General features: G+C 51.5%; 26 protein-coding genes. 12 read left to right on the forward strand and 14 right to left on the reverse strand.

Annotated elements, in window-relative coordinates:
• The first annotated feature begins 102 nt into the window (after nt 1-102).
• The 7 genes from SACSAC_RS16465 (at nt 103) to SACSAC_RS16495 (ending at nt 3,970) form a co-directional block, all read left to right on the forward strand.
• Nucleotides 103-309 carry a helix-turn-helix transcriptional regulator gene (locus SACSAC_RS16465; RefSeq protein ID WP_037288343.1) on the forward strand — a complete coding sequence of 69 codons (207 nt, stop codon included), beginning with the start codon at nt 103-105 and terminating at the stop codon, nt 307-309.
• Nucleotides 310-328: 19 nt separating this feature from the next.
• A complete protein-coding gene (locus SACSAC_RS16470; protein ID WP_037288346.1) occupies nt 329-1,096 on the forward strand; it encodes a DUF3169 family protein in 768 nt (255 codons plus the stop codon).
• Between the two features lie 60 nt (nt 1,097-1,156).
• The gene (locus SACSAC_RS16475) at nt 1,157-1,885 is read left to right on the forward strand and encodes a phosphotransferase (protein ID WP_037288349.1); all 729 of its coding nucleotides are present in this window, start codon (nt 1,157-1,159) and stop codon (nt 1,883-1,885) included.
• Nucleotides 1,886-1,904: 19 nt separating this feature from the next.
• Nucleotides 1,905-2,219 carry an ArsR/SmtB family transcription factor gene (locus tag SACSAC_RS16480; RefSeq protein ID WP_037288350.1) on the forward strand — a complete coding sequence of 105 codons (315 nt, stop codon included), beginning with the start codon at nt 1,905-1,907 and terminating at the stop codon, nt 2,217-2,219.
• Between the two features lie 78 nt (nt 2,220-2,297).
• A complete protein-coding gene (locus tag SACSAC_RS16485) occupies nt 2,298-2,546 on the forward strand; it encodes a DUF896 domain-containing protein (RefSeq protein WP_037288352.1) in 249 nt (82 codons plus the stop codon).
• Between the two features lie 161 nt (nt 2,547-2,707).
• Nucleotides 2,708-3,409, forward strand: a complete 702-nt coding sequence (locus SACSAC_RS16490; protein ID WP_037288356.1) for an SDR family NAD(P)-dependent oxidoreductase — start codon at nt 2,708-2,710, stop codon at nt 3,407-3,409.
• A gap of 120 nt (nt 3,410-3,529) precedes the next feature.
• Nucleotides 3,530-3,970, forward strand: a complete 441-nt coding sequence (locus tag SACSAC_RS16495; protein WP_037293014.1) for a MarR family winged helix-turn-helix transcriptional regulator — start codon at nt 3,530-3,532, stop codon at nt 3,968-3,970.
• Between the two features lie 110 nt (nt 3,971-4,080).
• Here SACSAC_RS16495 and SACSAC_RS16500 read toward each other — a convergent pair whose 3' ends face one another.
• Nucleotides 4,081-4,449 carry a VOC family protein gene (locus SACSAC_RS16500; protein ID WP_037288359.1) on the reverse strand — a complete coding sequence of 123 codons (369 nt, stop codon included), beginning with the start codon at nt 4,447-4,449 and terminating at the stop codon, nt 4,081-4,083.
• Between the two features lie 267 nt (nt 4,450-4,716).
• Here SACSAC_RS16500 and SACSAC_RS16505 point away from each other — a divergent pair, with 267 nt between their 5' ends.
• Both SACSAC_RS16505 and SACSAC_RS28045 read left to right on the forward strand, forming a co-directional pair.
• Entirely contained in the window at nt 4,717-6,798 is a 2,082-nt protein-coding gene (locus SACSAC_RS16505) for a beta-galactosidase (protein ID WP_051507187.1), read from the forward strand.
• 34 nt (nt 6,799-6,832) lie between these two features.
• A complete protein-coding gene (locus SACSAC_RS28045) occupies nt 6,833-7,687 on the forward strand; it encodes an AraC family transcriptional regulator (RefSeq protein ID WP_051507188.1) in 855 nt (284 codons plus the stop codon).
• Between the two features lie 155 nt (nt 7,688-7,842).
• On the opposite strand, the gene SACSAC_RS16515 is transcribed toward SACSAC_RS28045, so the two are convergent.
• The 7 genes from SACSAC_RS16515 to SACSAC_RS16545 form a co-directional block, all read right to left on the reverse strand.
• Entirely contained in the window at nt 7,843-8,313 is a 471-nt protein-coding gene (locus SACSAC_RS16515; RefSeq protein WP_037288362.1) for a DinB family protein, read from the reverse strand.
• 51 nt (nt 8,314-8,364) lie between these two features.
• A complete protein-coding gene (locus SACSAC_RS16520) occupies nt 8,365-8,946 on the reverse strand; it encodes a TetR/AcrR family transcriptional regulator (protein WP_037288365.1) in 582 nt (193 codons plus the stop codon).
• The gene (locus SACSAC_RS16525) at nt 8,943-9,404 is read right to left on the reverse strand and encodes a nuclear transport factor 2 family protein (RefSeq protein WP_037288367.1); all 462 of its coding nucleotides are present in this window, start codon (nt 9,402-9,404) and stop codon (nt 8,943-8,945) included. The genes SACSAC_RS16520 and SACSAC_RS16525 overlap by 4 nt, the downstream gene beginning before the upstream one ends.
• 961 nt (nt 9,405-10,365) lie before the next feature.
• Complete coding sequence (locus SACSAC_RS16530) at nt 10,366-10,755, reverse strand: GNAT family N-acetyltransferase (protein ID WP_037288370.1); 390 nt, start codon at nt 10,753-10,755, stop codon at nt 10,366-10,368.
• Nucleotides 10,756-10,794: 39 nt separating this feature from the next.
• On the reverse strand, nt 10,795-11,823 hold the full coding sequence (locus SACSAC_RS16535; protein ID WP_037288372.1) for a zinc-binding alcohol dehydrogenase family protein: 1,029 nt from the start codon (nt 11,821-11,823) through the stop codon (nt 10,795-10,797).
• Complete coding sequence (locus SACSAC_RS16540) at nt 11,820-12,788, reverse strand: aldo/keto reductase (protein ID WP_037293019.1); 969 nt, start codon at nt 12,786-12,788, stop codon at nt 11,820-11,822. The genes SACSAC_RS16535 and SACSAC_RS16540 overlap by 4 nt, the downstream gene beginning before the upstream one ends.
• Complete coding sequence (locus SACSAC_RS16545) at nt 12,788-13,654, reverse strand: amidohydrolase family protein (RefSeq protein ID WP_037288375.1); 867 nt, start codon at nt 13,652-13,654, stop codon at nt 12,788-12,790. Before SACSAC_RS16545 ends, SACSAC_RS16540 begins: the two co-directional genes overlap by 1 nt.
• 140 nt (nt 13,655-13,794) lie before the next feature.
• On the opposite strand from SACSAC_RS16545, the gene SACSAC_RS16550 reads away from it, so the two are divergent.
• Nucleotides 13,795-14,664: an AraC family transcriptional regulator gene (locus tag SACSAC_RS16550; RefSeq protein ID WP_037288377.1), complete on the forward strand. Its 870-nt coding sequence runs from the start codon at nt 13,795-13,797 to the stop codon at nt 14,662-14,664.
• Nucleotides 14,665-14,715: 51 nt separating this feature from the next.
• On the opposite strand, the gene SACSAC_RS16555 is transcribed toward SACSAC_RS16550, so the two are convergent.
• From SACSAC_RS16555 to SACSAC_RS16570, 4 genes are all read right to left on the reverse strand, one after another.
• Nucleotides 14,716-15,273: a class I SAM-dependent methyltransferase gene (locus SACSAC_RS16555; protein WP_156951139.1), complete on the reverse strand. Its 558-nt coding sequence runs from the start codon at nt 15,271-15,273 to the stop codon at nt 14,716-14,718.
• A gap of 96 nt (nt 15,274-15,369) precedes the next feature.
• Nucleotides 15,370-16,491 (reverse strand): glycoside hydrolase family 88/105 protein, encoded by a 1,122-nt coding sequence (locus SACSAC_RS16560; protein WP_037293020.1) that lies wholly within the window; start codon nt 16,489-16,491, stop codon nt 15,370-15,372.
• Between the two features lie 2 nt (nt 16,492-16,493).
• Nucleotides 16,494-17,606, reverse strand: coding sequence for a dienelactone hydrolase family protein (locus SACSAC_RS16565; RefSeq protein ID WP_037288381.1), 1,113 nt, complete (start codon nt 17,604-17,606; stop codon nt 16,494-16,496).
• Nucleotide 17,607: 1 nt separating this feature from the next.
• Nucleotides 17,608-18,498 (reverse strand): pectinesterase family protein, encoded by an 891-nt coding sequence (locus tag SACSAC_RS16570; protein ID WP_037288383.1) that lies wholly within the window; start codon nt 18,496-18,498, stop codon nt 17,608-17,610.
• A gap of 90 nt (nt 18,499-18,588) precedes the next feature.
• Here SACSAC_RS16570 and SACSAC_RS16575 point away from each other — a divergent pair, with 90 nt between their 5' ends.
• On the forward strand, nt 18,589-19,455 hold the full coding sequence (locus SACSAC_RS16575; RefSeq protein WP_037288385.1) for an AraC family transcriptional regulator: 867 nt from the start codon (nt 18,589-18,591) through the stop codon (nt 19,453-19,455).
• Here SACSAC_RS16575 and SACSAC_RS16580 read toward each other — a convergent pair.
• The gene (locus SACSAC_RS16580) at nt 19,385-20,839 is read right to left on the reverse strand and encodes a glycoside hydrolase family 28 protein (protein ID WP_245608655.1); all 1,455 of its coding nucleotides are present in this window, start codon (nt 20,837-20,839) and stop codon (nt 19,385-19,387) included. The genes SACSAC_RS16575 and SACSAC_RS16580 overlap by 71 nt on opposite strands.
• 176 nt (nt 20,840-21,015) lie before the next feature.
• A complete protein-coding gene (locus tag SACSAC_RS16585; RefSeq protein WP_037288387.1) occupies nt 21,016-22,596 on the reverse strand; it encodes a glycoside hydrolase family 43 protein in 1,581 nt (526 codons plus the stop codon).
• Between the two features lie 149 nt (nt 22,597-22,745).
• Here SACSAC_RS16585 and SACSAC_RS16590 point away from each other — a divergent pair, with 149 nt between their 5' ends.
• A complete protein-coding gene (locus SACSAC_RS16590; protein ID WP_037288389.1) occupies nt 22,746-24,938 on the forward strand; it encodes an AraC family transcriptional regulator in 2,193 nt (730 codons plus the stop codon).
• Nucleotides 24,939-25,040: the final 102 nt, after the last annotated feature.

The raw sequence follows: 25,040 nt of genomic DNA on the forward strand, positions 1-25,040 counted from the left end.
TGACAAGAAGATGAATTCTGTATATGATCCTTTTCTTTTTGTCTATTATGATTTACATTTTGTACATGATCATATACAATTCAAATCAGGAGGTGAACAGGTTTGAGCAAATTGGTTAACCGTGTTCGCGAATTCAGAGCCAGAGATCGATTGTCGCAGGAAGAGTTGGCCAAGCGTATCGGCGCATCCCGGCAGACGATTGCATTGATTGAACGCGGAGACTATTCGCCGTCCGTGTTGTTGGGTCTGAAGATCGCCGAAGTATTCGCCGTGCGAGTAGAAGATGTTTTTTCAATCGAGTCTGAGTGATAAAAGGAGCGTGCGAGTCATGATGAACAAGTCCAATTCCAACTCGAAGTTGCCGAAAACGTGGAAACTGATTATTTTCGGTTTGATCGGAGGGGTTTTCGGCTATGCCTTGTCTTCCGGAAGCTTTGTGGTACCTCAGAATATAGACTTTAGCCTATCTCTGATTTATGAATACGATATTTTATTTGCTTTTCTGATGCTTATGGTTCTTGTACTGCTGGTCGCGAATGTGACAGGGCTAGTTCGTTTGAAAGCCATGAAAGAACCTTCGCAAAGCTCGGATCTACCGATTACGCCGAAAGAAAAGCTGTTTAACGCAACGATGAAGTTCAGCAACTATAATATCATTATTAGTTTTATTACGATGGTGCTTGCGATGGCTTATGCGATGCGAAGCGTATCCGTGGATCGCGAAAACACGTATATGTTGGTCAATCTGATTGCGAGTCTCGTTTTGTTCATCATCGTTGCCGTTCTGCAAAACCGTACGCTCGCTATGTTCAACCAAATGTATCCGCATCGGAAGATCAACTTCAATGCAAGCACAAGCAAGGAAACCGAGCGCGAACTATTTGCCGAGATGGATGAAGGCGAGCAATGGATCGTTTATCGTTCCGCTTACTCGGCCTATAGGACCGCGAATGCGATGCTAATCGGGGGGATTGTATTCTTTTTGATCTATTCCGTAGCTTTCGGTTTTACGCCGCTGCCGATTATCGTCCTGGGTCTTGTATGGTTGGGACAAAATATGGCGTATCATCGCGAAGTAAATAGACAATACAGATAGAATTATGGCGATCAATCGTACAGAGTGGAAAAAAGGCAAAAGAAGAAAGGAGCGGCGATCATGGACGAAGAAACGCTGCAAGGCGGAAATACGAATTCGGTAAAACGGATCGGCGACCGCGTACATCGGAATTCAGGCCCGTGGACGCCAGCCGTTCATACCCTGTTGAATACGCTGCATGCGCAAGGCATTCGAGAAGTGCCGATGCCGGTCGGTTTCGATGCGGAGGGACGGGAGATCGTCACTTTTCTTCCGGGCGAGGTCGGTAACTATCCTCTTCCTGCCTGGTTATGGGCGCCAGAGATCGTGGACGATGCGGGCAAGCTGCTGCGCCGTATCCATGATGCCAGCGTTTCCCTAATCGGAGAGCCTCTCGTATGGGGCATGGAGCCGCGCGATCCGATCGAAGTGATCTGCCATAACGACGTCGCGCCTTACAATATGACGTTCGTCGACGGGCGATTGAGCGGTTTGTTCGATTTCGATACCGCTTCGCCGGGGCCGAGAATTTGGGACTTGGCGTATCTGGCCTATCGCCTCGCACCGCTCGCCGAAGATACGGAGGATTGCGGTCTTGCTTTGAATGAAAGGCTGGAGCGCATCGATCGACTGACGGCCGCTTACGGTAAGCCTTTTGGCCGAATTGAGGTGCTGGAAACGATGGCCGAGCGACTGAACCTGCTGGCCATCTATACGAAAAAGCGCGCGGAGGAGACCGGAAACCCGGATTTTTCGCAGCATGCCGCCATGTACGAGCGAGATCGCGAACGTATATTGACATATCGGTAAAAATCGATATAATAAAGATATGGAACCCATTGACATATTCAAAGCTTTATCGAACGAGACGCGCTTGAACATTTTGAAGTGGCTGAAGGAACCCGAACGGCATTTCCCCGATCAAAGCGCAAATATCCCGAAAGGGGAGAGCTTCGAAGGCGGAGTTTGCGTAGGCGATATTCAGGAAAAAGCGAAGATTTCGCAATCTACCGTATCCCACTATCTGAACATGATGCAAAAAGCCGGATTGCTGGAATCGGCCCGTTACGGTCAATGGACATATTATAGACGCAACGAATCGTTTATCCGAGGATTTATCCAATCGCTCGATACCGAGATTTGACGCAGACGTCATTCGGTTCGAAGCCGCTGCCGATAGGGTGCGCCGGACGATCGCCGCGAAACGAAGGAGGACAAACATATGGTTATTCCGATCTTGGAAAGAATTAATGAACTGTCGAAAATGGAGAAAGAAAACGGTTTGACCGAGGAACAGCGGCAGGAGCAAACTCGCCTTCGCAAAGAATACTTGGGAATCTTCCGCGGTTCGGTTAACGACCTGCTGCTCAATTCCACGATCGTCGATCCGCTGGGCGACGACGTGACTCCGGAAAAATTGAGAGCGAAACAAAACGAGATCGCTCAAAACAAAGATAACGAATCGCTGTAACTCTTCACATCGAACTCGCCGCATCGCGCCACTGCGATCACGGCGAGTTTTTTGATGTGAAAAATTTGTTCGGAAAAGGACTTGCCAGAATAGCGAATAGCGACTACAATGTTGATGCATCAACTGTTGATATATCAACATTATAAAAAGGAGAATGAATCATGACGAAAATAGCTTTGGTAACAGGCGCGAATAAAGGGATCGGTTTTGAAACGGCGAAGCATCTGCTGCAAGCGGGATACCGCGTATTGGTAGGCGCGCGCGATCAAGCACGCGGCGAAGCGGCCGTAGCCGAGCTGCAAGCTTTCGGAGACGCGAAGCTGCTCGTATTAGACGTTGCCGACCTCGGCAGCATCGACAATGCCGTCGCGACGATCAACGAACAGTACACGGATTTGTCGCTGCTGATCAATAACGCGGGCATCCCCGGCGATATGCACCGCGTCGGCTGGGAGTCGAACGTCGAAGAACTGCGCGAGACGCACCAGGTCAACTTTATCGGACCGTTCGCGTTGTCGAAAGGACTGCTTCCGCTGTTGATTGCCAATCAGGGCATCATCCAAAACATCACGATTCCGATCGAGCCGCTGTCGTTCTTCAATCCGTTCGCGTACTCCACGTCCAAAGCGCCTTTGAACGTGATGACGAAGTCGTGGGGCATGGCGTTCGAACAAGAAAACATTCCGGTGCAGATCTTTGCCGTGATGCCGGGAGGCGTGACCACGGATTTGAACGACAATATGACCGGCGATTTCATGAAGACGCCGGCTCAAGCCGCCGAGCTGATTACCGGTTTCGTGCTGGACGGCGATAATCGCAACGGGCAAGTGATCAACTACGACGGTACGCTGTCGGTCTACTGATCCTCATCCGATCCCATGCAGCCCTTTCTCCGACGGAGAGAGGGCTTTTGCTGCATTTTGCGTTATAATGAAGAATATCGTAAATCCATTCGAAATCAATCCGAGAAAGATGTGATAGCTTTGAGCAAAGATTGGTCGCAGGAATCCGCCCTTTTATATGAAATCTACCGCGTCAATAACGCGATCAATACGACGTTCGATGCCTATATCAGTATCAGCCAGTCGCGTTTCGAGATTCTGGCCCTGATCTATAACGAAAGCGAAATCAGCCAAAGCGACCTTCAGCGAAAAGTCACGCTCGACAAAGCAGCCGTCGCCCGGCATCTCAAGCAGCTGGAGGAAAACAAGATCGTGACCCGGCGCAAAAAAGACGGAGACAACCGCTCGGTATTCGTACAGCTGACCGACTCGGGTCGGGAAATGATCGAGACGTCGCAAAAAGAAAAAGAACAGTTTGCGAACGAGTTGCTGGCAGAGATCGGCGAAGCGGATCTGGACAGTCTGCGAAAGACGCTCGCGCAGCTGAACAAAAACGTGGAGCGTATGAAGCAGCGAGGTTGAGCGTAAATGAGCATAAGCAAACGCAAAGAGCCTGAAGGCAGAAGGAAATCTGCTGATCAGGCTCTTTTTGTCGTGCATGCGTATGGTTAACGAGCTTTACCGCACTTTCATCAAGGCTTGCTGTGCAGCGTAATGAGGTAACCGTCCGGATCGGCAAACGTGAACGTGCGGCCGAACGGTCCGTCGATCGGCGCGGACGCGATCGTCACGCCTGCCGAAGCCAACTTGTCGTGAATGTCTTGCGCGTCGGGAGCGTACAGCCATAAAGCAACGCCGAGACCGGGCTGAGCGCTTGCGTTCAGTTCGACGCCCGGGATCAGGTCGCGAAGCGCGAACGCGATCGGCTTGGTGTCGAATACGACGGCATGAGGCGGTCCGGCTTGCGAGCGAACGAGACCGAGATGGTCTTGATAGAATTGCGCGGAGCTTTCGAGATCGCTTACCTGAAGAGAAATAAAGTCGGGTCCAATTACGGGCATGATAGGTGAATCCTCGCTTTCGTTAAGGTATGTCTTCACTATACAAGCCCGCTGCTGACAACAGTATGTCAGTAGTGAAAAAGGCGGTTTACGAATGAACTACATGTACGTCGTATCAGAGCCGTACCCACTATATGTTCATTTTGTGCTACTTCTAATCTGGATAATCCTAACGCGCCGAACCCCCTCTCCGTTACAATAAATTCACGAGCACTACATACACAAACAATCCTAAAATCATTAAAATCGAGAGAGGGCGACTCAGCGATGACGTATACGTTCAAGGAGTATCAGCAACCGGAAATCCTGCGCAACCATTTGAATCTGGGAGGCATCAATCCGGAAGGCGAGCAAATCGACGTCACCAGTTTGTACATCGAACGGGGCGGCAAGCCGTACATCCCGGTTATGGGCGAGTTTCATTATTCCAGATGTAATCGCAACGACTGGCACGACGAGCTGTGTAAAATGAAAGCCGGCGGAATCAATCTGATATCAACCTATGTATTCTGGATCTATCACGAAGAAATCGAAGACGTCTTCGACTTTTCGGGCGATAACGATCTGCGTGCTTTTATTCAAGAATGCGAAAAAGTCGATCTGGACGTCGTGATCCGAATCGGTCCGTGGGCGCACGGCGAATGCCGAAACGGCGGGTTCCCTGATTGGCTGCTGGAGAAACCGTTCGAGCTTCGCGACAACAATCCGGCCTACCTGGCGCAAGTGCGTACGCTGTACACGAACATTTTCGAACAGGTGCAAGGGCTTTTCTACAAAGATGGAGGAAAGATCATCGCCGTTCAGTTGGAAAATGAGCTGACAGATCGGGCCGACCACCTGGCGAAGTTAAAAGAAATCGCGATCGAATGCGGAATCATCGCTCCGATCTATACCGTGACCGGATGGAATGCGGTAGAAGGTGCTCAGATCCCGGTGGATGAAGTGCTTCCGGTGTTCGGCGGGTATTGCGAAGCACCTTGGGAAGATCATACGAACCTGCTGCCGCCGTCTCCTCATTATTTTTTTACCGGCCTACGCAACGACACCGGCATCGGGGCGGACCTGCTTCCTCAAGCGATCGAAACGGATTCGCAGTGGCGTCTGCCGTACGAACGGTATCCTTTTGCAACGTGTGAGCTGGGCAGCGGGATACAAGTCACGCATCATCGCAGACCGTGGATCAAGCCGATGGACATTTACAGCCTCTCGCTCGTGAAGATCGGTGACGGCAATAACCTGATCGGTTATTATATGTATCACGGCGGCACGAATCAGATCGGCAAGTTGTCGACGTTCCAGGAATCGAAAGCTACCGGCTATCCGAACGATTATCCAATTCTGTCGTATGATTTTCAATGCGCGTTGTCCGAATACGGAGAAGTGCGGGAACAATATCGACTGCTGAATCTTCTGCATTTATTCGTTCAGGATTTTCAGGAAACGCTTGCACCGATGACGCGGGTAGAAGCTGCGCAATCGGTGGCTAGGGAGGATACGACTTCTTTGCGGTATGCGATGCGTACGGACGGAGATCGCGGGTTCGTATTCGTGAATCATTATCAACGGCTGACCGAGCTTGCGGATGTGCAAGAGGTGGTGATCGATACGGGGAGCATCGTATTTCCGAACATCGATGTGCGCGGCGAAGTCAGTTTCTTGATGCCGTTTCGTATGGAGCTGCCGGGCGCGGTTCTCGATTATGCGACGGCTCAACCTTTGTGTATCGCAGGCAATACGTATTTCTTCGCGCAAATTCCCGGAATCAAGCCTGAATATCAATTCGGCGACGGGCAAAAGGTTACGGTTCAAGCTGGAATCGATTCGGCTTTTGAGATTAACGAGGCGACGATTGTTACGTTGACTTGGGAGCAGGCCAAATATTTGCGCAGATTGGACGGGGAACTGTACGTAGGCGAACAATGCGATTTGTACCGATCGGGCGGCGAAATTCGTTCTGTTGCGGGCGGTGACGTTCGTTATCTGCATTGGACGGGGAAAAGCTTTGAGCCGCACTCCATTCAACAGTCGTATACGGCACCTGTGGTCACGTATGAGGAGGTCGCGGAACTTCCTTTTGAACCGAAGCATACCGAAGAATTGCAGATCGGCGGCGAGCGGAACGTTCAATGGCAAAAAATTTCCGTGACCGGAGCCGAAGGATTCGTCGATATCGAGTATTATGGAGATACGGCTCAGATTTATGCAGACGGGCAACTGGTTGCGGATAGTTATTATTACGGAGAGACATGGAGAGTACCGGCAAAGCTGTTGCAAGGAAAAGAGTGTTACCTTGCCGTGTCTGAAATGCGGGATGACTTTTACAAAGAGTTCGAGAGCAAGACCGGCTAACCGGCTTATCAAATCGAAGGAGATCGAACCGAACATGTTACCCTTCAGACTTTTTCATCATAAAGGCCATATCGAATACCCGTTGTCCTTATACAGCTGCGGCTTGCATGAACAGCACCGGGTGCATCGGGCAATCGGTTATCCGACTTTTCAATGCATGATTTGTTTCGGCGGCGCGGGGACCTTTGATTTTGAAAACGGTTCTTCCTTAACGATGCAGAGGGGAGACGTGCTGCTTGTGCCGGGCAAACAGGCTCATGCGTACGGTCCGAAAGCAGAAGGCGGTTGGGTGTTGGGGTATATGGGCATCGAGGGGCGTTTGATCGAGCCTTTGATTCATTCCCTGGAGCTTCCGCTTATGCAACCGATCGCGGTGGTAGGCGAGCATCATATGAAGCAGCTCGAAAATGATCTGAGGCAGTTATGGAACGGAAGCGAACCGGACGGGCGGGACAGTTACGATCAGCAGCATGCTTCTACGCAAATTTATCATGTGCTGATTTCGATTGCCGCGATGACGCGCAGGGAGAATCCCGTATCCAAAGACCGAAGCAATGCCGGAGTCAAAACGTTGCTTCGCGAATCGGTGCAATATATGGAGCAGCATTATATGGAAGAATTAAGCATTGCGAATATCGCCGATACGGTGGGATACTCCAAGCAACATTTTCAACGCAAATTCAAAGAAATCTACGGCGTAAACCCTAATCACTATCTGCAACGTCTGCGACTGCTCAAAGGCGAGCAGCTATTGGCCGAACAATCCGAACTTTCCGTAGGCGAGATCGCGATCAGGGTCGGCATGGAATTCAATTATTTCGTGCGTTTATTCAAAAGGGAGCACGGAATCACGCCGGCGCAGTATCGGTTGACCCGAGCGTATGAATAATGAAGCATAGATCTATTTATCCATGCGAAATATAAAAATATTCGAGGTCTATAATCGATAAAAGTCACATTAGTCTATATGAAAGAGTAATACGCATAAAAATAAACCGACCTGATCCTGATTTGAATAGGATTTAAGGTCGGTTTATTTGTTTTTTAATTTTCAATGAGGCTCTTCATGTTTTTGATCGTTGCAAAGTGCATGGCTTCATGATAAATCAGAAAACCCAGCAGTTGCTCTACAGTGGTAAAGGTCAGTCCTGTAGAAGATTGGTAAGGCGAATCGATCTCTTCTGTCAATCGGTTTGAGAGAACCTGTTCAACCCGCTGCATTTGTTTCGTCAACAAGTCGATGAGTTGGGACAACGTTGGAGGTTCTATATCCCAGTCGGACGGTTTGGTTCCCGGATCAAATAACCTATTGAAGTTAGCCGGATATTGGGTTTCTTGTCCGGCAAGTTGGAAAGCGAACTTCTCGTGGATCACGTACATGTGGCCCAGATTCCATTTGATATGGTTTTTCAAACCGATCGGAATGATTTCCGTGGTAGAGTCATCCATGCCTTTTACATACTCAATCGCCTGACGACGAACGAACTTCAATTGATCCATAACAAAATTGCTCATCTTATTAACCTCCTATACAGTCGCTGGCGAAAAGAAATTGGTGTCGTTGCATCAGTGAGCCGAATGGCTGTCCGAAATGCTAGCCGAGACCCGCTGCGTCAGATTGGCCAACGTGCGTCCGAATAAGGCTTCATCATGCAGCGCTCTGCTCAGAACCAATCCTCCCTGAATGCCCACGATCGTTTCTTCGGACAAGCGGTCGGCCGTCTCTTGGGAAAGACCGATTCGAACTAACGCCGCGCTAAACGCTTCGATCCATCTTACGAAATATTGCCGAATCGCGGCAGCGAACCGATCCCGGGTTTCGTCCAAAGCGAATGCGCCGATCAAGCAAATCCGCTGACCCGACTGAAAGTAGGTATTGACTTCTTGCCACATCTGATCGATCGCTGACCGAGCTTCGTTCTGTTCCAGCGGTTCAAAAATTTGACGGGTAAACCATTGATCGATATGCGTCAGAACTTCGGAAGCCATCTCGTCTTTTCCTCCAGGGAAGAAATGATACAAGCTTCCTTTGGAGAGACCTGTCCGGGCTGTAATCTTGCTCATGGACGCACCTTCATAACCTAATTCGCGAAACACTTCGGTAACGAGAGGGATGACGTCTGGCTTTTCGAAAACGGTACGTGTCATAGGCCTAAGTCGCTTAAGCTTGGATGATCGGCAGGGCGGGTACCGAGCGGCCAATGGAATTTGCGTTCTTCTTCCTTGATCGGCATGTCGTTGATCGAAGCGAATCGGCGCTGCATCAAGCCGTTTTCGGCGAATTCCCAATTCTCGTTGCCGTAAGATCTGAACCAATTGTTGCTATCGTCACGCCATTCGTATGCGAAGCGTACTGCGATACGGTTATCCGTAAACGACCACAATTCTTTGATCAGTCTGTAATCGAGTTCTTTTGCCCATTTGCGGGTGAGTAAAGAGACGATGGCTTCGCGGCCCGTGATAAATTCGCTCCGATTTCTCCAATAACAATCTTCGGTGTAGACCAACGACACGCGCTGCGGATCACGGCTGTTCCAACTGTCCTCGGCCTTGCGCGTTTTTTGGATTGCCGTTTCGAGAGTGAATGGAGGGTTCAAGTTTTGCATGATTATTTCCTCGCTTTCTGTACTGTTTGTCTCAGTATAAACCGATCGGTTTAGAAACACAAGTTTATATTTTTGTTTTGAAAAAATACACATTGTATGATCGTTATAGGACGCACGCAATCGGTTGTGAGCGGTTGATATTGCAATCGTAAAAGGTCGGCTACATGTGCATACGGGATTTACGCAAGCAGGCGGGATATGAAGAAAAAAGCATTCTGTATGCGCGGTTTGGGACTAAAAGCATCGTAAGACAATTTTCGATGAATTCGACTTAGATCTGACCGAGCGGGTATTAAGTTTATATGATACGGAAAAGTATTGAGCTATTCGTTCATCTTGGATGCACAATTTAGCGAAGGTACAGCGATTCGGTAAATGAAGAATACGTTAGAAAAAATAATTTTTATAAACGGATGATTAGAAGTAAATCTTTGAAAATCAGAGAATCCAATCGGAATTTTCGGTGGCAGAAGGTTATTAATTCGCCTACATACATATGTACAAAATACGGATTTTGTGAAGAAATATATACATAAATGAGCAATAGGCTCAATTTTAATCCTTGAATCAATCGGTTTGGCTTAATTCGCTCTATATGAAATTACGCATGGTTTGCTTATCATATACGAATTTATTTGTGCGCCTATGTCCGTCTTAGTTAAATAATTTTCTGCGTCGTTCCGGGCCGATCTATTCAAGTTTGAATCGATGTCGCTCAATGAACAGCGCGCTATTCGTTGAATCGATCAAACTTCATCAACTTAGCTCAAACCACGGACTTATTCTTAAATTGCAAATTCAGGCCGCCCCTAAATAAACTTTTAATTTTGAACACCGCCTTGCTTGAACTTCTGTGAGATTATCATTTTCAAGAAAAATATTCGTAATTATTACTTTTAAAAAGTCAGCGGCTATCGACTTAATTGCCGATGCCGCCGCTTTATCGAATTTGTTCTTGTTCTTAACCTTTTCGCCAAACGCCTCCCATGCCCAGCTGAAAACCGCATGCTTCATAAAACTTCGCATTCTTCTCCTCGAACGTCAGCGTCACGATCTCCAAACCGTACGCTTCCGCTTCTTCTAACAGCCTAACCACCAACTTCTTCCCAATTCCTTGCCCCTGATAATCCGGATGCACGATGATGTCTTCCATATACCCATGCTGCAAACCCATTCCGGCCACATAACCGAACGCGATAAGTTCTCCCTTTTCGTTCTTCATGCCTGCCCAGAAATTGCAGCGCTCGAACAGTATAGGAAAGTCGCGATCGCGTCTTCCCCAACCTACGGCTTCTCGGAGGTCAGGCACTTCCTCGCGGCGCAGCTTCGGATTAATCAAGACTTGAATCATGAACCCCTCCTTCCAGTCACTGTTTACAGTATTCTCCGTTCAATCCCCCAACTCCACCATCGCCTTAATTACCCCAGACTCCGGTTTCAACCAACTTTCAAACTCCCCGATCATTTCCGCAAATCTCGCCCGATGCGTAATATACCGATCGGTATCGATCACCCCGGCAGCAAGCGCCTCCCGGACCCATGCGAAGTCTTCCGGCGTTGCATTCCGACTTCCCAGAAGCGTCAACTCGCGGCTATGAAAATGCGGATCGTTAAATGTAATATCATCCTTAACCAGTCCCACGTACACTATAGAACCGCCATGCGCAACATACCCGAAAGCCTGCTGCATCGACTGCACGCTACCCGTCGCATCGATCACGATCGGAGCCCCTGCGCCGTCGGTGAGTTCATCCAACTGCTGCTGTACCTCGCCGCCCGCGATAATCGTATGCTCTACGCCCGCCCAATCCTTGCAAAAAGCCAACCGCTCTTCATTGATGTCCATCGCAATAACGCGTGCTCCCGCATAACGCGCCAACGCCATAATCCCAAGCCCGATCGGCCCCGCTCCCACGACTAACACCGTCTCGCCGCTTCCCTTGATCAATCCCGAACGTCGAAGCCCGTGCGACCCGATTGCAAGCGGTTCCAATATTGCGGCTTGATCGAGCGTCAGTCCTTTCGCTCCGATCAGATGGCTCACCGGAATCGAAACGCGCTCCCGCATTCCGCCGTCGATATGAACTCCGAACACTTGCATGTGTTGGCAGCAGTTCGTTTTTCCCGACCGACAGGCGTAGCAGTTTCCGCAGTGCATGTATGGGATCACGCTCACTGCATCGCCGACACCCAGCCCTTGCTCATTTTCGCCGATTTGCTCAATGACCCCTGCCAGCTCATGCCCCAGAATTCTCGGATAGCTGAAAAAAGGCTGCTTCCCGCGAAACGCATGCAGATCCGTTCCGCAGATTCCGATTCGTTTAATGCTGATGATCGCATGCCCGTGTTCCATGACCGGTTCCGGCAAATCCTCTCGCCAGTCCAGCCGTCCGATTTCTTCGCAAACGATGCCTTTCATGCCTGATCCCCGCTTCCGCTTGCTAGGTTTGCCGAGTGATTATATACCGGAAGTCCGCTGGACCAACTTTGATTATAGATCGGCTTGAGAATCTCCAATACTTCCTCCAATAACGTCTCGTCGATCGGCTCCTCGATCCACTTTGCATTCCGCACGATATTGGCAGACGAAGCCGTACTCACGAGCGTCGTCGGAATCTGCGCATGACTCGTCGAATATTGCATAGCCAACTTCGCGATGTCCGTACCGGAATTTTCGCAATGAAGCGCCGCTTGGCGGCATACAGTTTTCACTTCGTCGCCCGCAGGATGCCAAGACGAAGGTTCGCGCGTACTGAGCAGTCCCATCGCCAGAGGCGAGGCATTCACCAGACCGACCCCTTTTTCCTCCAATAGCGGCACCAGATCCAACAGAGAGTTATCGTTCAGCGCATAATGGCAGTACGACAGGATCGCATCGACCTCGATCTGCGGCAGCATCTGCTCGAACAACGATAAAGGAAGTCCGCTGATCCCGCAGAAACGTATTTTTCCTTGCTCCTTCAGCTGATGCAGAGCCGGAACCGCTTCTTCCAAAATAATCCCCGGATCAACAAATTCAATATCATGCAAAAACAATATATCCAGATAATCCGTCCGAAGACGCTGCAAGCTTTCCTCTACGCTGCTGAAGATCCGTTTTGCCGTAAAATCGAACTCCGATTCTCCGTAACGCCCCGCTTTCGACGATAACAGGAACTTGTCTCGCGGAATCTGTCCGATCGCTTGGCCGAGCACCGTTTCCGCGCGCGTCAATCCGTAATAAGGCGACACGTCGATATAGTTGATGCCGCAGTCGATCGCCGCATGTACCGTTCGAATACTCTCTGAGTCATCCGTCTCCCGAAACACGCCGCCGAGCGAAGAAGCACCGAAGCTTAAAATCGAGACGTCCAGATCGGTTTTGCCCAGTTTGCGCGTTTGCATCATGAAATACCTCCGTTATTCAAGTAAAATGTTTTGGCGTTTTCTCCGAATAGCAAGACTTTCTCCCGATCGCCCCATTCCGCGGGAAGCGCATGTAAGATGATATCCATGACCTGATCGTATTCCGCAGCCAACAGACACACTGGCCAATCGCTTCCGAACATGACTCTCTGCGGCCCGAACGCTTGCAGCACATGGCGCACATAAGGAACGAAGTCGTCGACGTTCCAGCCTGACGGATTCGCTTCAGTCACCATCCCGGAGACTTTGCAATATAGACCCGGGTAATCGGCAAAAGCATTCAAATGATCCGCCCAAGCTTCAAAATGCTCTTGCTCGCTAGATTCTCCGCTTTGCGCAATGCGAGGCTTGCCGAGATGATCCAATACTCCGCGGAGGTTCGGAACCTTTTCCAACAAACGTAACGTCACTTCCATCTGAGGCGCCGTCAGCAGCAGATCGATTGGCACCTGTTCGTCGGCATATCCCCGCAGTGCTTCGACGAATGCCGGCTCCAAAATTCGCGAAGCATCGGGCATATCCTGAATCATCAGGCGAAAGCCGCGGAATTTGGGATTGCGGCGGAATCGTTCGTAATGAAGACGATGATCACCGTCGAACAAGTCGATCCAGCCCACGACCCCGAGGATCGAAGGCGTATGGTCGGCTAGCGACAAGATATATTCGGTCTCTTCCAGAGTCGGCGCTGATTGAACCAGAATACTTCCGTCCAACTTGTGCGCATGCAGCAGCGGTTCCAGATCTTGCGGCAAAAAGTCCCGATACAAAACCGGAAGCTCCGGCGTGATCCACCCATAATCTCCCCGTCCTATGTTCCAATAATGCTGATGAGCATCGATACGCATACGGCAGCCCACTCCTTTCATGCCCTATTGTATCTAATGAAAAAAAGATTGAATATCATCGCTCCTTGCATATTTGTCGCTTTTTTTGATATTTTGTAAGCGTAATCTATTTTATCGAAAAAGGAAAGGAACGGTGCTGCATGAAGCCTTTGCGCAAACCTTTTGCCGGCGATCCTCTTTTCCCGCTTGAACTGTCTTACCGCACGATGAAAAAGCCGATCGACGAGCTGCCGGACCATCTGCATGAACGGTATGAGATCGTATTCGTGCATAGCGGTCAAGGGGTGTTCTTTATCGACGATGCCTGGTACGAGAAAAAAGCAGGCGATTTGTTTCTGATTCCCGGTAACACCATCCATCGATCACTGCCTCATGACGAAGATCCGGTTGTGTCGTCTGTGCTATTTTTCGCGCCGCGTCTGCTGCATACGGAGTCCGTAGACGGTGCTTACCATGCGCTGCTCTGCTTCGATCGGGCGCGTAAACACAAAACATACCGCCTGGAGCTGCCCGATTTGTTAGTTACTGAAGTGGAAGCCGCGTTCAAAGCGATTCATTGGGAGCTTGATCAGCAGCAGCTCGGCAATCGCGAAGCAGTCAAGCTGATCGCGAGTACGCTGCTGCTGCGGATCAACCGTCTGATCTACGCGCAGCAGCCGGATCACACCGAAGAAACTGCAAGCATTCCGTTTTGGATGAAAGAAGCGTTGCGCGAGATCGACGAACATCCCGAGCGTTCCAACGGATTATCTGCGCTAGCCGCCAAAGCCTGCATCTCTCCGCCGCATTTTTCCCGCGTGTTCAAGCAATTGACCGCCATGAACGTGACCCAATACGTCAATGCCAAGCGGATCGTGCGGGCAAAAGAACTGCTGGCGTCTACCGACCGCAGCGTCGCGGAGATCGCCCAAGGCTGCGGATACGAGACGACGGCGCATTTTCATCGGATATTCAAGCGTATAGCCGGTACGACGCCGAGCGGCTATCGGAAAACTGTACCTGAACAATAAAAAAAGACGACAGAAAGCGATTCGCTTCTTTGCCGTCTTTGGTTCGTTTAATTACACGCTACAAGAAAAGACATAAGCAGGCGGAACATTTCGAAGCTCTTTTTCAATCTCTATCTTCGAAAAGTAGTTCCCGATCAGATCCTTTTTCAACAGCGTGTACTGAAAGGTTATGAACGTTCCGCCTTGCTGCAAATGCTTCTGCGTAAGCCTGAGAATCTCGAAGGATACCTGCTGCGGCAGACTGGCAAAAGGAAGACCGGACACAATGTAATCGATCCGCGGAATATTCAAGCTTGTCAGATGCTGCTCCAGATTTTCTGCCGAATCGTGAATAAGATGAAAATCGGCTTCATGCGGATACTTCTGCTTCAATAGATGATAAAACTCCGCGTTGCTCTCGAATACAATCAGAGTCGTTCCTTTTTGGCGATTGGCTAACAACTGCTCCGTAAATACGCCTGTACCGGGTCCGTACTCCACGATATAACGGGCGTGCGCAAAATCTACGGGAGCCATCATTTTTCGCGCTAGGTATTTGGAGCTTGGAAGAATCGCTCCGACTGTTCGGGGTTTCGTTGCGTATTGTTTGAAAAAAGACAGAAAGTCCAGCGTCATTGCCTCCCTATTGAACGTTTTAACTTTAGTATAGGGGGCGGGCCTCAAACTACAACTTCTTATATTCTTAATAATTCTTAAGGTGCTTTGTTAGGATACTTCTTCAGCTTCCAGTATAGCCAACATCAACGGAGCAACACCCATCGGCGTATCGCTGACAACCTCTTCCGAGATGTAATAATCATACGAACCGTTGCGGTCGATGCTCAGCCCGGCGCCGTGGCAGATTCCGTTCAGATGAAGCCCCTCTTCGTCTTCCGTGACCAGATGTTGCAAAATCCCTTCGTACCCGCGCCGCATCGGCTCTGTAAAGTTGTTTTCCAGATAACCTAACCGCAGCCCTTTCGCCATCGCGTACACGAACATGCACGAACCCGAAGCCTCCAGATAGTTGCCTTTGCGTTCTCCTTGATCCAATACCTGATACCATAATCCGCTGTCCGCATCCTGAACTTTGACCAGTGCGCCGATCATTCGTTGGAAAATACCGATGAGCGTACCCCGTTGACGATGCGTGATCGGAACATGATCCAGCACGTCCACGACCGCCATCGCGTACCATCCCATCGCCCGGCTCCAAAAATGCGAAGACAACCCGGTCGATGAATCGGCCCATTCCTGTTCCTTCGACTCGTCCCAACCGTGATAAAGCAGCCCCGTGCGCGGATCGCGGGTACGGCGTTCGATTAACAGCAGCTGATGTACCGCCTCGTCAATGAGATCGGGACGGTCGAACGTTTTGCCGTACTCGGCCAGAAACGGCGAAGCCATGTACAGACCGTCGAGCCACATCTGAAACGGATATACTTTTTTATGCCAAAATCCGCCTTCGGAAGTTCGAGGTTGGGAAATAAGCTGGGCGGCGAGCATATGCGCGGCTTCGGCGTACAGATTCTCTCCCGTCGCCCGATGCAGAGCAAATAAGTTTTTTCCTTGATTGATCTGATCCAGATTATATTCTTCCAACCGATACGTGCGAATACGTCCGTCTTCCTGAACAAACGCATCCATATGTCGCTTCATGAACGCGACATATTCCGGTACATCCAGCTGCTCGCCTGCCCGCGCAAGCGCCATAAGCTGCATACCCGGAACATAGGCCCAGCGCTCCATGACCCAGGGGTGCTCGCCTTTATCGTTGCACTGCGACAGCAGTTGATCGGCGAATCGGCGTACCCGTTGCGCGCCTGCTGCATGGATTGTTTTTAACATGCTCATTTTTGCCGTACCTCCTTGGTGGTTGTCATCAATTGTCGCTTTAACCAGGCAAAAGCCGGATCGCCATGAATCTCATGCCCACCTGTAAAAATGTCCGCTTCCACGCCGTCGAGGCGACCTGCTGCCTGGAAAATGGTGTGCAGCCGATCCAGCGCTTCGTGAACGCCGGCAGGCCCGAATAGATGATCGTTCACACCCGACTCCACAAACAGACCACGTGGCGCAATCAGGCCGAGAAGATCCGGCATTTCCGCTTCAAGCAAAATACCGGGAATATAATTATCCAAGCAGTGATTACGCGATAGAATACTTTTGGCAAACGTGTTAGTGTAACCGCTTACGACTGTACAACCAATACGGCGATCCAACGCAGCGGTGAATCCGGCGACAAGACCCCCACCTGAAATGCCCATAATCCCGACCTTATCGGAATCGAATTCATGGCGCGCCTGCACATAATCCAATGCACGCATCGTCTCATAGATCCGGTAGCCTGCCATCGTTTGCCCGACCATAAGCAGCGCCGAAGATAAGCGGAAACACGAATTTTTGCCCGGATCTTCGGCTGCCAAAGCCAAGTCCTCTTTCAAGCGGCGATCGCCGAAGCCCAACAGCTCGGGCGCGGCGACGACAAATCCTTGCCGCACGAGCGACAACGCAAAATCTTTATGCAGGCCGGGCTCGCTTTCCCTTGCCGATCCGTCCGGATGCAGCCCTACGATCTCGCGGCTTCCGTAACCGTGACCGTGGATCGCGAGTACGACAGGACGCGAAATGGAAGCCGCGGAATGCCCAGAGTCGTCACTCGTATTGAAATTTGGCACAGCACTATCGGGAAGTAGCAGATATAGCGGCATGCGCAGACCTTCATACGTCGTAATTTCGATGCGTTCCCGCACGTAACCGTCGCATCGCGTGTGCTCCATCAGCACCGGGTTCAATGCGGCGGGAACAGACGGGAACTCGCCCAGACGTTCGCGGAATCGCTGACGAAGCTCCGTTTGCCATTGATCAAAAGGGATATCCGCTTCCCATTCCGAACGCCGGGGCGCCGATTCGCTTAGCGTATGGATAAACTGTTCTAACGTGTTCGGTTTATTTGGGTTCATCTCAATATCCCTCCGGATGCCAGCCGCCCAGAATCTCGATCACCCGATAGCCGGCTGCCTCGTCGGCACTTAACTGACGAGACCAAACTGCACGTGCATTAGGATTCGCTCCGGGTCCGCTGCTATCGAATTCCTCATAGCGGCTGGTCGATTCCCGATCCGGCTGTCCCCAATTGTGCCAGCCTTCGGGGATAATCGAGGCGTCGATCGTTGTCCGGATCCAAGCGACATGTGCGAAGGAGCGCCAAGGGCGTCCCAGATAGACGTCGCCGACGCCTTCCCCGCCGGTGATTGTACAATCGAGAAATACATAGCCGCACTTTTCGTCTTCGGGCGTGGAGGCTGCGGTTATATAACCGCGAGAGCGCTTGTTATGCAACCGGCAGCGGTCAAACACCGCAGTCGCCGCGCCGAAGATATAATCGACATCGCCTTCAATGTAACAGTCATCGTAGTATTGTTTGCCTTTTCCCGTATACAAGGTGTCCTGGTCGCCCAGCAATCGTACGCGTCGGAATACCGCATACCCGGCGTCGACGAACGCAGCAACGGCTTGGCCCGTACCAGGTCCGGAAGCGTTGCGGATCGTCACGTTTTCGGCGGTGAAATGTTCGGACAAGACGTTGAGCGTACCGCTGCGGAACGTGCCGAGCGGCTGTCCTGCATCATCCAGCGTATGCGCGTTGTCCGACCAGCTAATGATCGTGGAAGCGGCATCGTCACCCAGCAGCAGGATCGGCGGTGCATCGGCGCGAACCGTTACCTTTTCCTCGTATACCCCGGGTTTGATCCGCATCGTGACTGATTCGGTAGAACCGATCGGAATATAGTCGAGCGCCGACTGAAGCGTGGTGAAATCGGCATCGGACTGCTTAGAAACGGTAATGAGCATCAAGAGACGGTCTCCTTTCCCGGATTGGCGGGTATGTTCTATAATGAAGTCAAAGTTCAAATAGGTCGGTGCGAGAAAAGGAAGTGACGTATGTCCAGTATCAGCAGCCCCAATCCCAAGCATGTTCTGGAAGACGGCCGATTCAGTATTCAACATATGAAGCGCAAAGGCATAACGGCCATGCCGCGTTCCCACAGTCACGAGCAGATCGAATTGTATTTCCTGTGCGAAGGCGAGCGCGTCTACTTCGTCGATGATCGCGTCGTCACCGTGCATAAAGGCGAGCTGATCCTGATCCGCCCGAATCAGCTTCACGCGACGGCAAGCTCCGAGATCGCGGAGTTCGAGCGGATTTTGGTCAATTACGATCCACTGCTTCTTCCGGCTGCTCTGCAAAGCGAAAACAAATGGTTCCATAACAAGGGCTACCGGATGTTTCGGCTGACGTTGCGGGAGCAAGACGAGGTCAAGCAGCTGCTTAACCGAATACTGGACGAATGTCTGGCAAGCCGCGACTATTACGAGAGCTGCGCGGTGGCTTTGTTTACGGAATTGATGATTCTGCTTCAACGTTCCGAAGGCGTGCAGCTTCAGCAAAACGGATCGGCCAAGCCGCCGCTGCATGATCTGGTCAACAACGTTGCGGCGCATATCCGCGAACATCATCGGGAAACGCTGACGTTGGAAGAAACGGCCGCTCACTTTTTTATCAGTCCTTCGTATTTGAGCCGAGTGTTCCACCGTTTAACCGGGTTCCACTTCCGCGAATATATTTTGCATATCCGAATGCGGGAAGCCGAGCAGCGGTTGGCCGACTCGGAAGACCGGGTTCAGGAGATTGCTTCAGCCGTCGGATTCGAGCATTTGTCGCATTTCAACAAGACGTTCAAGAAAGCGACGGGACTGACGCCTCTGCAATACCGGAAGCAGGCGCGATCGCTTCGCCGTTCAGACTGACGTTCCGGCAGCGATGGATGGTTAACTGAGGACGTTCCCGGGTCTGGAGCGCGATATTTTCCAGCTCTATTCCGTCGGCGTGCCGCAGGACGATCCCTTTCTCACTGGTTGCCCGAAGCCCTTCGATACGCAGATTATGGAGGGGCATTTCGGGAAGACCGTTCACCAGAAGCGCCGCAGCCGCTCCTACGCACACGACGTCCCGAATGGCGATATCCCGAAATACCGGGGTCTCTTCCGTTACGGGATACACTTCGTCGTCGCTGCCCTCAGACCCTTCCACGCCCGCATAAAAGAGATGGAACGAGATCGCTTCGTGCACGATGTCCCGCATCACGATCCGCTCGATCTCGATATCCTCCACCACGCCGCCGCGTCCGCGCGTGCTTTTGAACCGCAGGCCGATATCCGTTCCGCTGAACAGACAATCGCTGACGCGCACCCCGCGTACGCCGCCGGACATCTCGCTGCCGATCACGACGCCGCCATGCCCGTGATACACGCTGCAATGCCGGATCGTGATCGACTGGCAGGGCATTCCCGCACGCCGGCCTGCTTCGTCCTTACCGGATTTTAGGCAAATGGCATCGTCGCCGACATCGAATACGCTATGTTCCACCAGCGCACGGGTGCACGATTCGAGATCCAGTCCGTCTCCGTTTTGCGAGTACCAGGGGTTACGGACTTGCACCCCGCGAATGGTGACTTCTTCACAACCCACCGGATGCAAACACCAGGCGGGGGAATTTTGAAACGTAGGCCCTTCAAGCAAAATCCGTTGACACGAGCGCAGGCTCACCATGTTCGGACGCAGAAAGGTGCGGGCAGGCAGATAATCTTCCGCGCTGGCTGTGGGGTGCGAAATTCCTGCGTGTTCGATATGCTCGGATGTCGACCATAATCGCTCGCGCAATTCCCGGCAGTACGCTTCCCCGTCCCGGGCTTCAGCGTTGGGCCACCAAATTTCATTTGCCGTATCCACGACGCCGCCGGATTGAACCAACTGCGTCCATTGCGGCTGCGTTGTCTTGAAACGCTTGACCGGACGCCAGCCTTCGCCGCCGCCGTCGAAAATTCCGCCGCCGGTAATCGCGATATCTGTCAACTCTGAGCCGTCCAGCGGAGCTTGGCATCGCCATTCGGGGCGGCCTTCGAAATGCGAAGGCACCAACGGATACAGCTCAGGATCGGAGTCGAATTGGACAAGAGCGCCGCTTTCTACGCGGAGATTGATCCGACTTCGCAGCGTTAGCGGGCCGGTGCGCCATAATCCGGCAGGAATGATTACCGTTCCGCCGCCGGAAGCGGCACAGTCGTCGATAGCGGCTTGCAAGCCGGACGTGCATAACTCCAATCCGTCTCCAATCGCGCCGTAGTTCAGCACGTTGACGCTTCGATCCGGAATTTGCGGCAGTTCGGGCAGCGGATATCCGGTGTCGTGCGCCTGGGATTAGTGCTTCAACTGATCCGCTGCATCCCATTCATCAAGATGTTGCGCTTTGCGTTCGGCCTCGTTGCGGGTTCGATATTTATTCATCTGCGGAATTCCCTCCTATCCTTCTATTCCAAGCCTTCGTAACTGAACCAATCAAAGTCGGCGTGGTTGGAACTGTCTGCTCCGTTCGAGCTGGCATATAGTCCGATATAAGCACCCGTAAATCCGCCTGCCGTATCCGTGCTCAGCACTCGGCCGTCGGCATTTCGATGCAGCGGCGTCCATGTGTGCTGTTCATTTTCCCGGTAAAAGAAACTGTAGTCCTGCCCGTAAGCTTCGACTTTGAACTGGGTATGCGCGTTGTTCCACGGGATGCTGGCTAACACGGTTTCTTCGCCGTACAAACGTACCGTCAGCGTTAGAGTCCCTGTTTCGCCTGCGAAACCTTTTTCCCCGGAAGCCATTTCGAATCGGAAATGGTTATCCGCGTTTTGGAACAACACCAACCCGGCCGTTTCGTCGACCGTAGCGGGTTCGAACGTCATGTCCGCGGCTGTACGGAACGAAAGGTGCTGCTGTCTGCGTGCGACCAGTGCCGGATTGGCAAGGTCGCTCAGCTTCTCCGGCTTCAAGCGCAGGCGCAAATGTCCCGGGGCACCCTTCAAGCTCCAAAAGTCGCCTTGCGGCGTGCGCAGGAAGTTCCACGCCAACGACAACTCGTCTTCATCGAAATCATCGCGAACAGAAAGCAGCGGCCAAAGCGTTTCCGGCAGATCCGGCGCAGTCGATTCGAATTCCAAGATGCCTTTTCCCGGATTGACGATCGGCCATTCGTTTTCCCACTTTACGGGCGTCAGGAAAGTCTCGCGTCCGAGATTCCGGTAATAACCGCCGCTTGTCCGCGAGGCTAGGCAGAACATCCACCAATCGCCGTGCTGCGTCTCGACCAATTCGCCGTGGCCTACGTTCACGATCGGGAACTCCCGGCCCAGATGGCGGTGAGTCAGGATCGGGTTGGCTTTGTTGCCTTCGTAAGGGCCCGTGATCTGTTTGCTGCGCGCAATCGTGATCGCATGGGTATGTCCCGTGCCGCCTTCGGCAATCAAGACGTAATACCAATCTCCGATTTTATAAATATGCGGGCCTTCTTGGGCATGGCCGACCTTTAGCGCTCCCTGCCAGATGCTGAGCTTGTCGCCGATCAGCTTGCCCGACTTCAAATCAATCTCTTGCAGCCAGATATCCATATGCTTGGCATATTCCTGACCTTCCGGCGGAACGCGGTTCCCCGTGTAATAGACTCGACCATCATCATCGAAAAAGAGCGAAGGATCGATACCCGGCGCATCCTCCAGCCAGACCGGGTCCGACCATTCTCCTGCCGGGTCGGTAGCGGTCACGTAGAAGTTATGACAGTCCTTGTCATTGTCAACGAAGGTCGTTATCATATAGAACACGCCTTCGTGGTAACGAATTGTCGGTGCCCAGATGCCTCGGGACGGCGTGGTCCGATCCAGATTTAACTGGGAAGGGCGATCCAACACATGACCGAGCTGGCGCCAATGAATCAGGTCTTTGCTGTGGAAGATCGGTACGCCGGGGAAAAATTCGAAGCTCGAAGTAACCAGATAATAATCTTCGCCGACGCGGATCGCCGATGGATCGGGATAAAAGCCGGGCAGAATGGGATTACGGAACGTTTTCAACGGGATTCCTCCTTCAAAGTGAAAATACAACCGTTTACATATGTAAGCCTTATCAATTATAGTTCGTATACATTTAATTTTCTTGCTATTGACATGTCTATTTTGATCATTTTTATACTTTCATGCTTTTTAACTTAGGAGTGATGATAATGAAAAAGAGAATGAAGCTGCATACGCCTTTTTTTCTGAGTTTGACGCTGATCGCGGTATGCAGCATTCTGGTGCTCTCCGTTGCGATCTTTTTCTGGTACCGGAGCTTAACGATTCAGAACGTCAATAAGGCCAACGAAAGCGTGTTATTGAATACCGCCAACGTGTATCAAAATTATAAAGACGTCGCCCAAAACTATACGATGGATTTCTATGCGAATCCGAATATCCATGCGCTCATGATGAGCGGCGATACCGACTGGAGCGACCAACTTTACAGCGCTTTGAGCCAGATCAAAGGCGCTCTAATCGTCAATCCTTATCTGGAAAATGCCTATATCTTCGGAACCGAAGAACCTGTGGCGATGTTCGAAAATCTGCCGCTTAGCCTGGATTCCAAAGAAGCATTATTTCGCAAAATTCAGGAGAGCCGAATCGTCGAGTCACCTTTTTTGTGGACCGCACAGCGAAACGACGGGAGCGACGTGCAGTTGATTACCGTTTTCTACAATGACCGGGCTTTTGCCAACAGCGCCTATTACGGCGGCGTTGCGATCACGATCAATCCGGCGGAGCTGCAAAAAAATCTGTTCGTGCAGCAAGGCGAAGATTCTACGCATTACCGAATTCTTGACGAGCACGGAAATCTGTTGATGCATAGCCCCGGAATTTCGGAAATCGACTCCGAAATGGCGCAGCGTATTATCCAAACGGACGCTTCGGCTGAACATTCTTTCGTTTTCAAAGGCCATGATGAAGCGAAGCTTATTACCTATGTGCACTCGGAAAAAGACGGCTTATGGTTCGTTTCCGAAACCTCTTATACCAACAGCGTGCGCGATATTTCCAATGCCCGGAACCTGATGATGCTTTTGTGCCTGGCTCTCACTTTTGTCGCGATCGCGATTGCTTTCTGGATCTCGCGCCGTATGTATCAACCGATCGATCGGATCTTCGGCAGCATCGTTCATCTGTCAGGCAGCACAGATTCCCCGCAGAGCCGGGATTATCGGATCGTCAATCGCGAACTGGAAACAATCGGCGAACGGATGGCTCAACTGCGCAAAGAAAACGACGACAGCGCCGTGCTGCATTGGCTGCTTGCTCCCCGCGATGCCGACGGGAGCGGTACGCCGCAGCGTTTGGCCGAGTTGGAAGGTTCTTATTGCGTATGCGTATTGTCCGCGGAAAAAAGCTGCGACGAGATGTTGACGCTGATTAAGCTAACGTTCGAAGAATGGGCCAATCTCCGAATCTTCCGCCCGCACCGCCATACCGCCGTGCTGATTGTCAGCGAATTAACGCCGGGGTGTTTGGATGATCCCGAAGCTTTTCAAAAGCGCTGGAACCAAGTCGAACATTGCGCAGACGCAGCGGGGATTCGTTATACGCTGGGCGTCAGCGGGTTGACCGGTGTCGCGGAACAGCTGAAAGACCGCTACGACGAAGCTTGCGACTGTCGACGACATGTAAAATTTCGCAAGCAGCAATCTATGATGTTCGCCGAAGATCTGCTTCCGCTTCATGCAGGGCCGATTCCGGAAAATCATATGGAACCGATTCGGACGGCCGTGCGCAAGCGGGACGAAGCATCGATCAATCAGGCAGTCGGGCAGCTTTTGTCCGTGACCTGCGAGTATCGGGCGGAAGCCTCGACGGCTTTTCTCGCCAGCCTGGCTTCGGAGCTGAGTCGTATCGGCGTGAAAAAGGCGGAGCATTGGGATCTCAATCTGCTCGACCTCTATCCGTTGATCGATCGGATCGAGAACCACGACGAACTGCGGGAATGGCTGGAACATCACTGCCGCGTTGCGAGCGAGAGGCTGGATCGAATCGACGGCCTGCAAACGCGCAGCCTCGCCGTAGAAGCGGTACGCTATATCGCCGAGCATTACAACGATCCCGAATTGTCCCTCAACGCGCTGGCGGAAAAGCTGTCGATCAGTTCGGCGTATCTCAGCCGTTTGATCGCGGACGGAACCGGAAGCAATTTCCCCGAATTAGTGAACCTGCACCGCCTGGAACAGGCCCAGCGGCTGTTAATTGGAGAACTTGAACTGGATATTCGCGAGATTGCCAAGCAGGTCGGTTATAACAGCAGCACCTATTTTACGACCCAGTTCAAAAAGCGCTACGGCGTCACTCCTTCCAAATGGAGAATCCACCATGTGCTGGAGCATAAAGAACCGTAATGCTTGCTTAAGGCAGCTTAAGTTCAAAAAAATGATGCTTTTTTCGTTTTGTTAAGCCCGTTTTTTCGCGATTTGTTAAGCTTTATCTCTTTATTTTGATAG

Origin of the sequence: Saccharibacillus sacchari DSM 19268 (assembly GCF_000585395.1) — a bacterium.
GTDB lineage: Bacteria > Bacillota > Bacilli > Paenibacillales > Paenibacillaceae > Saccharibacillus > Saccharibacillus sacchari.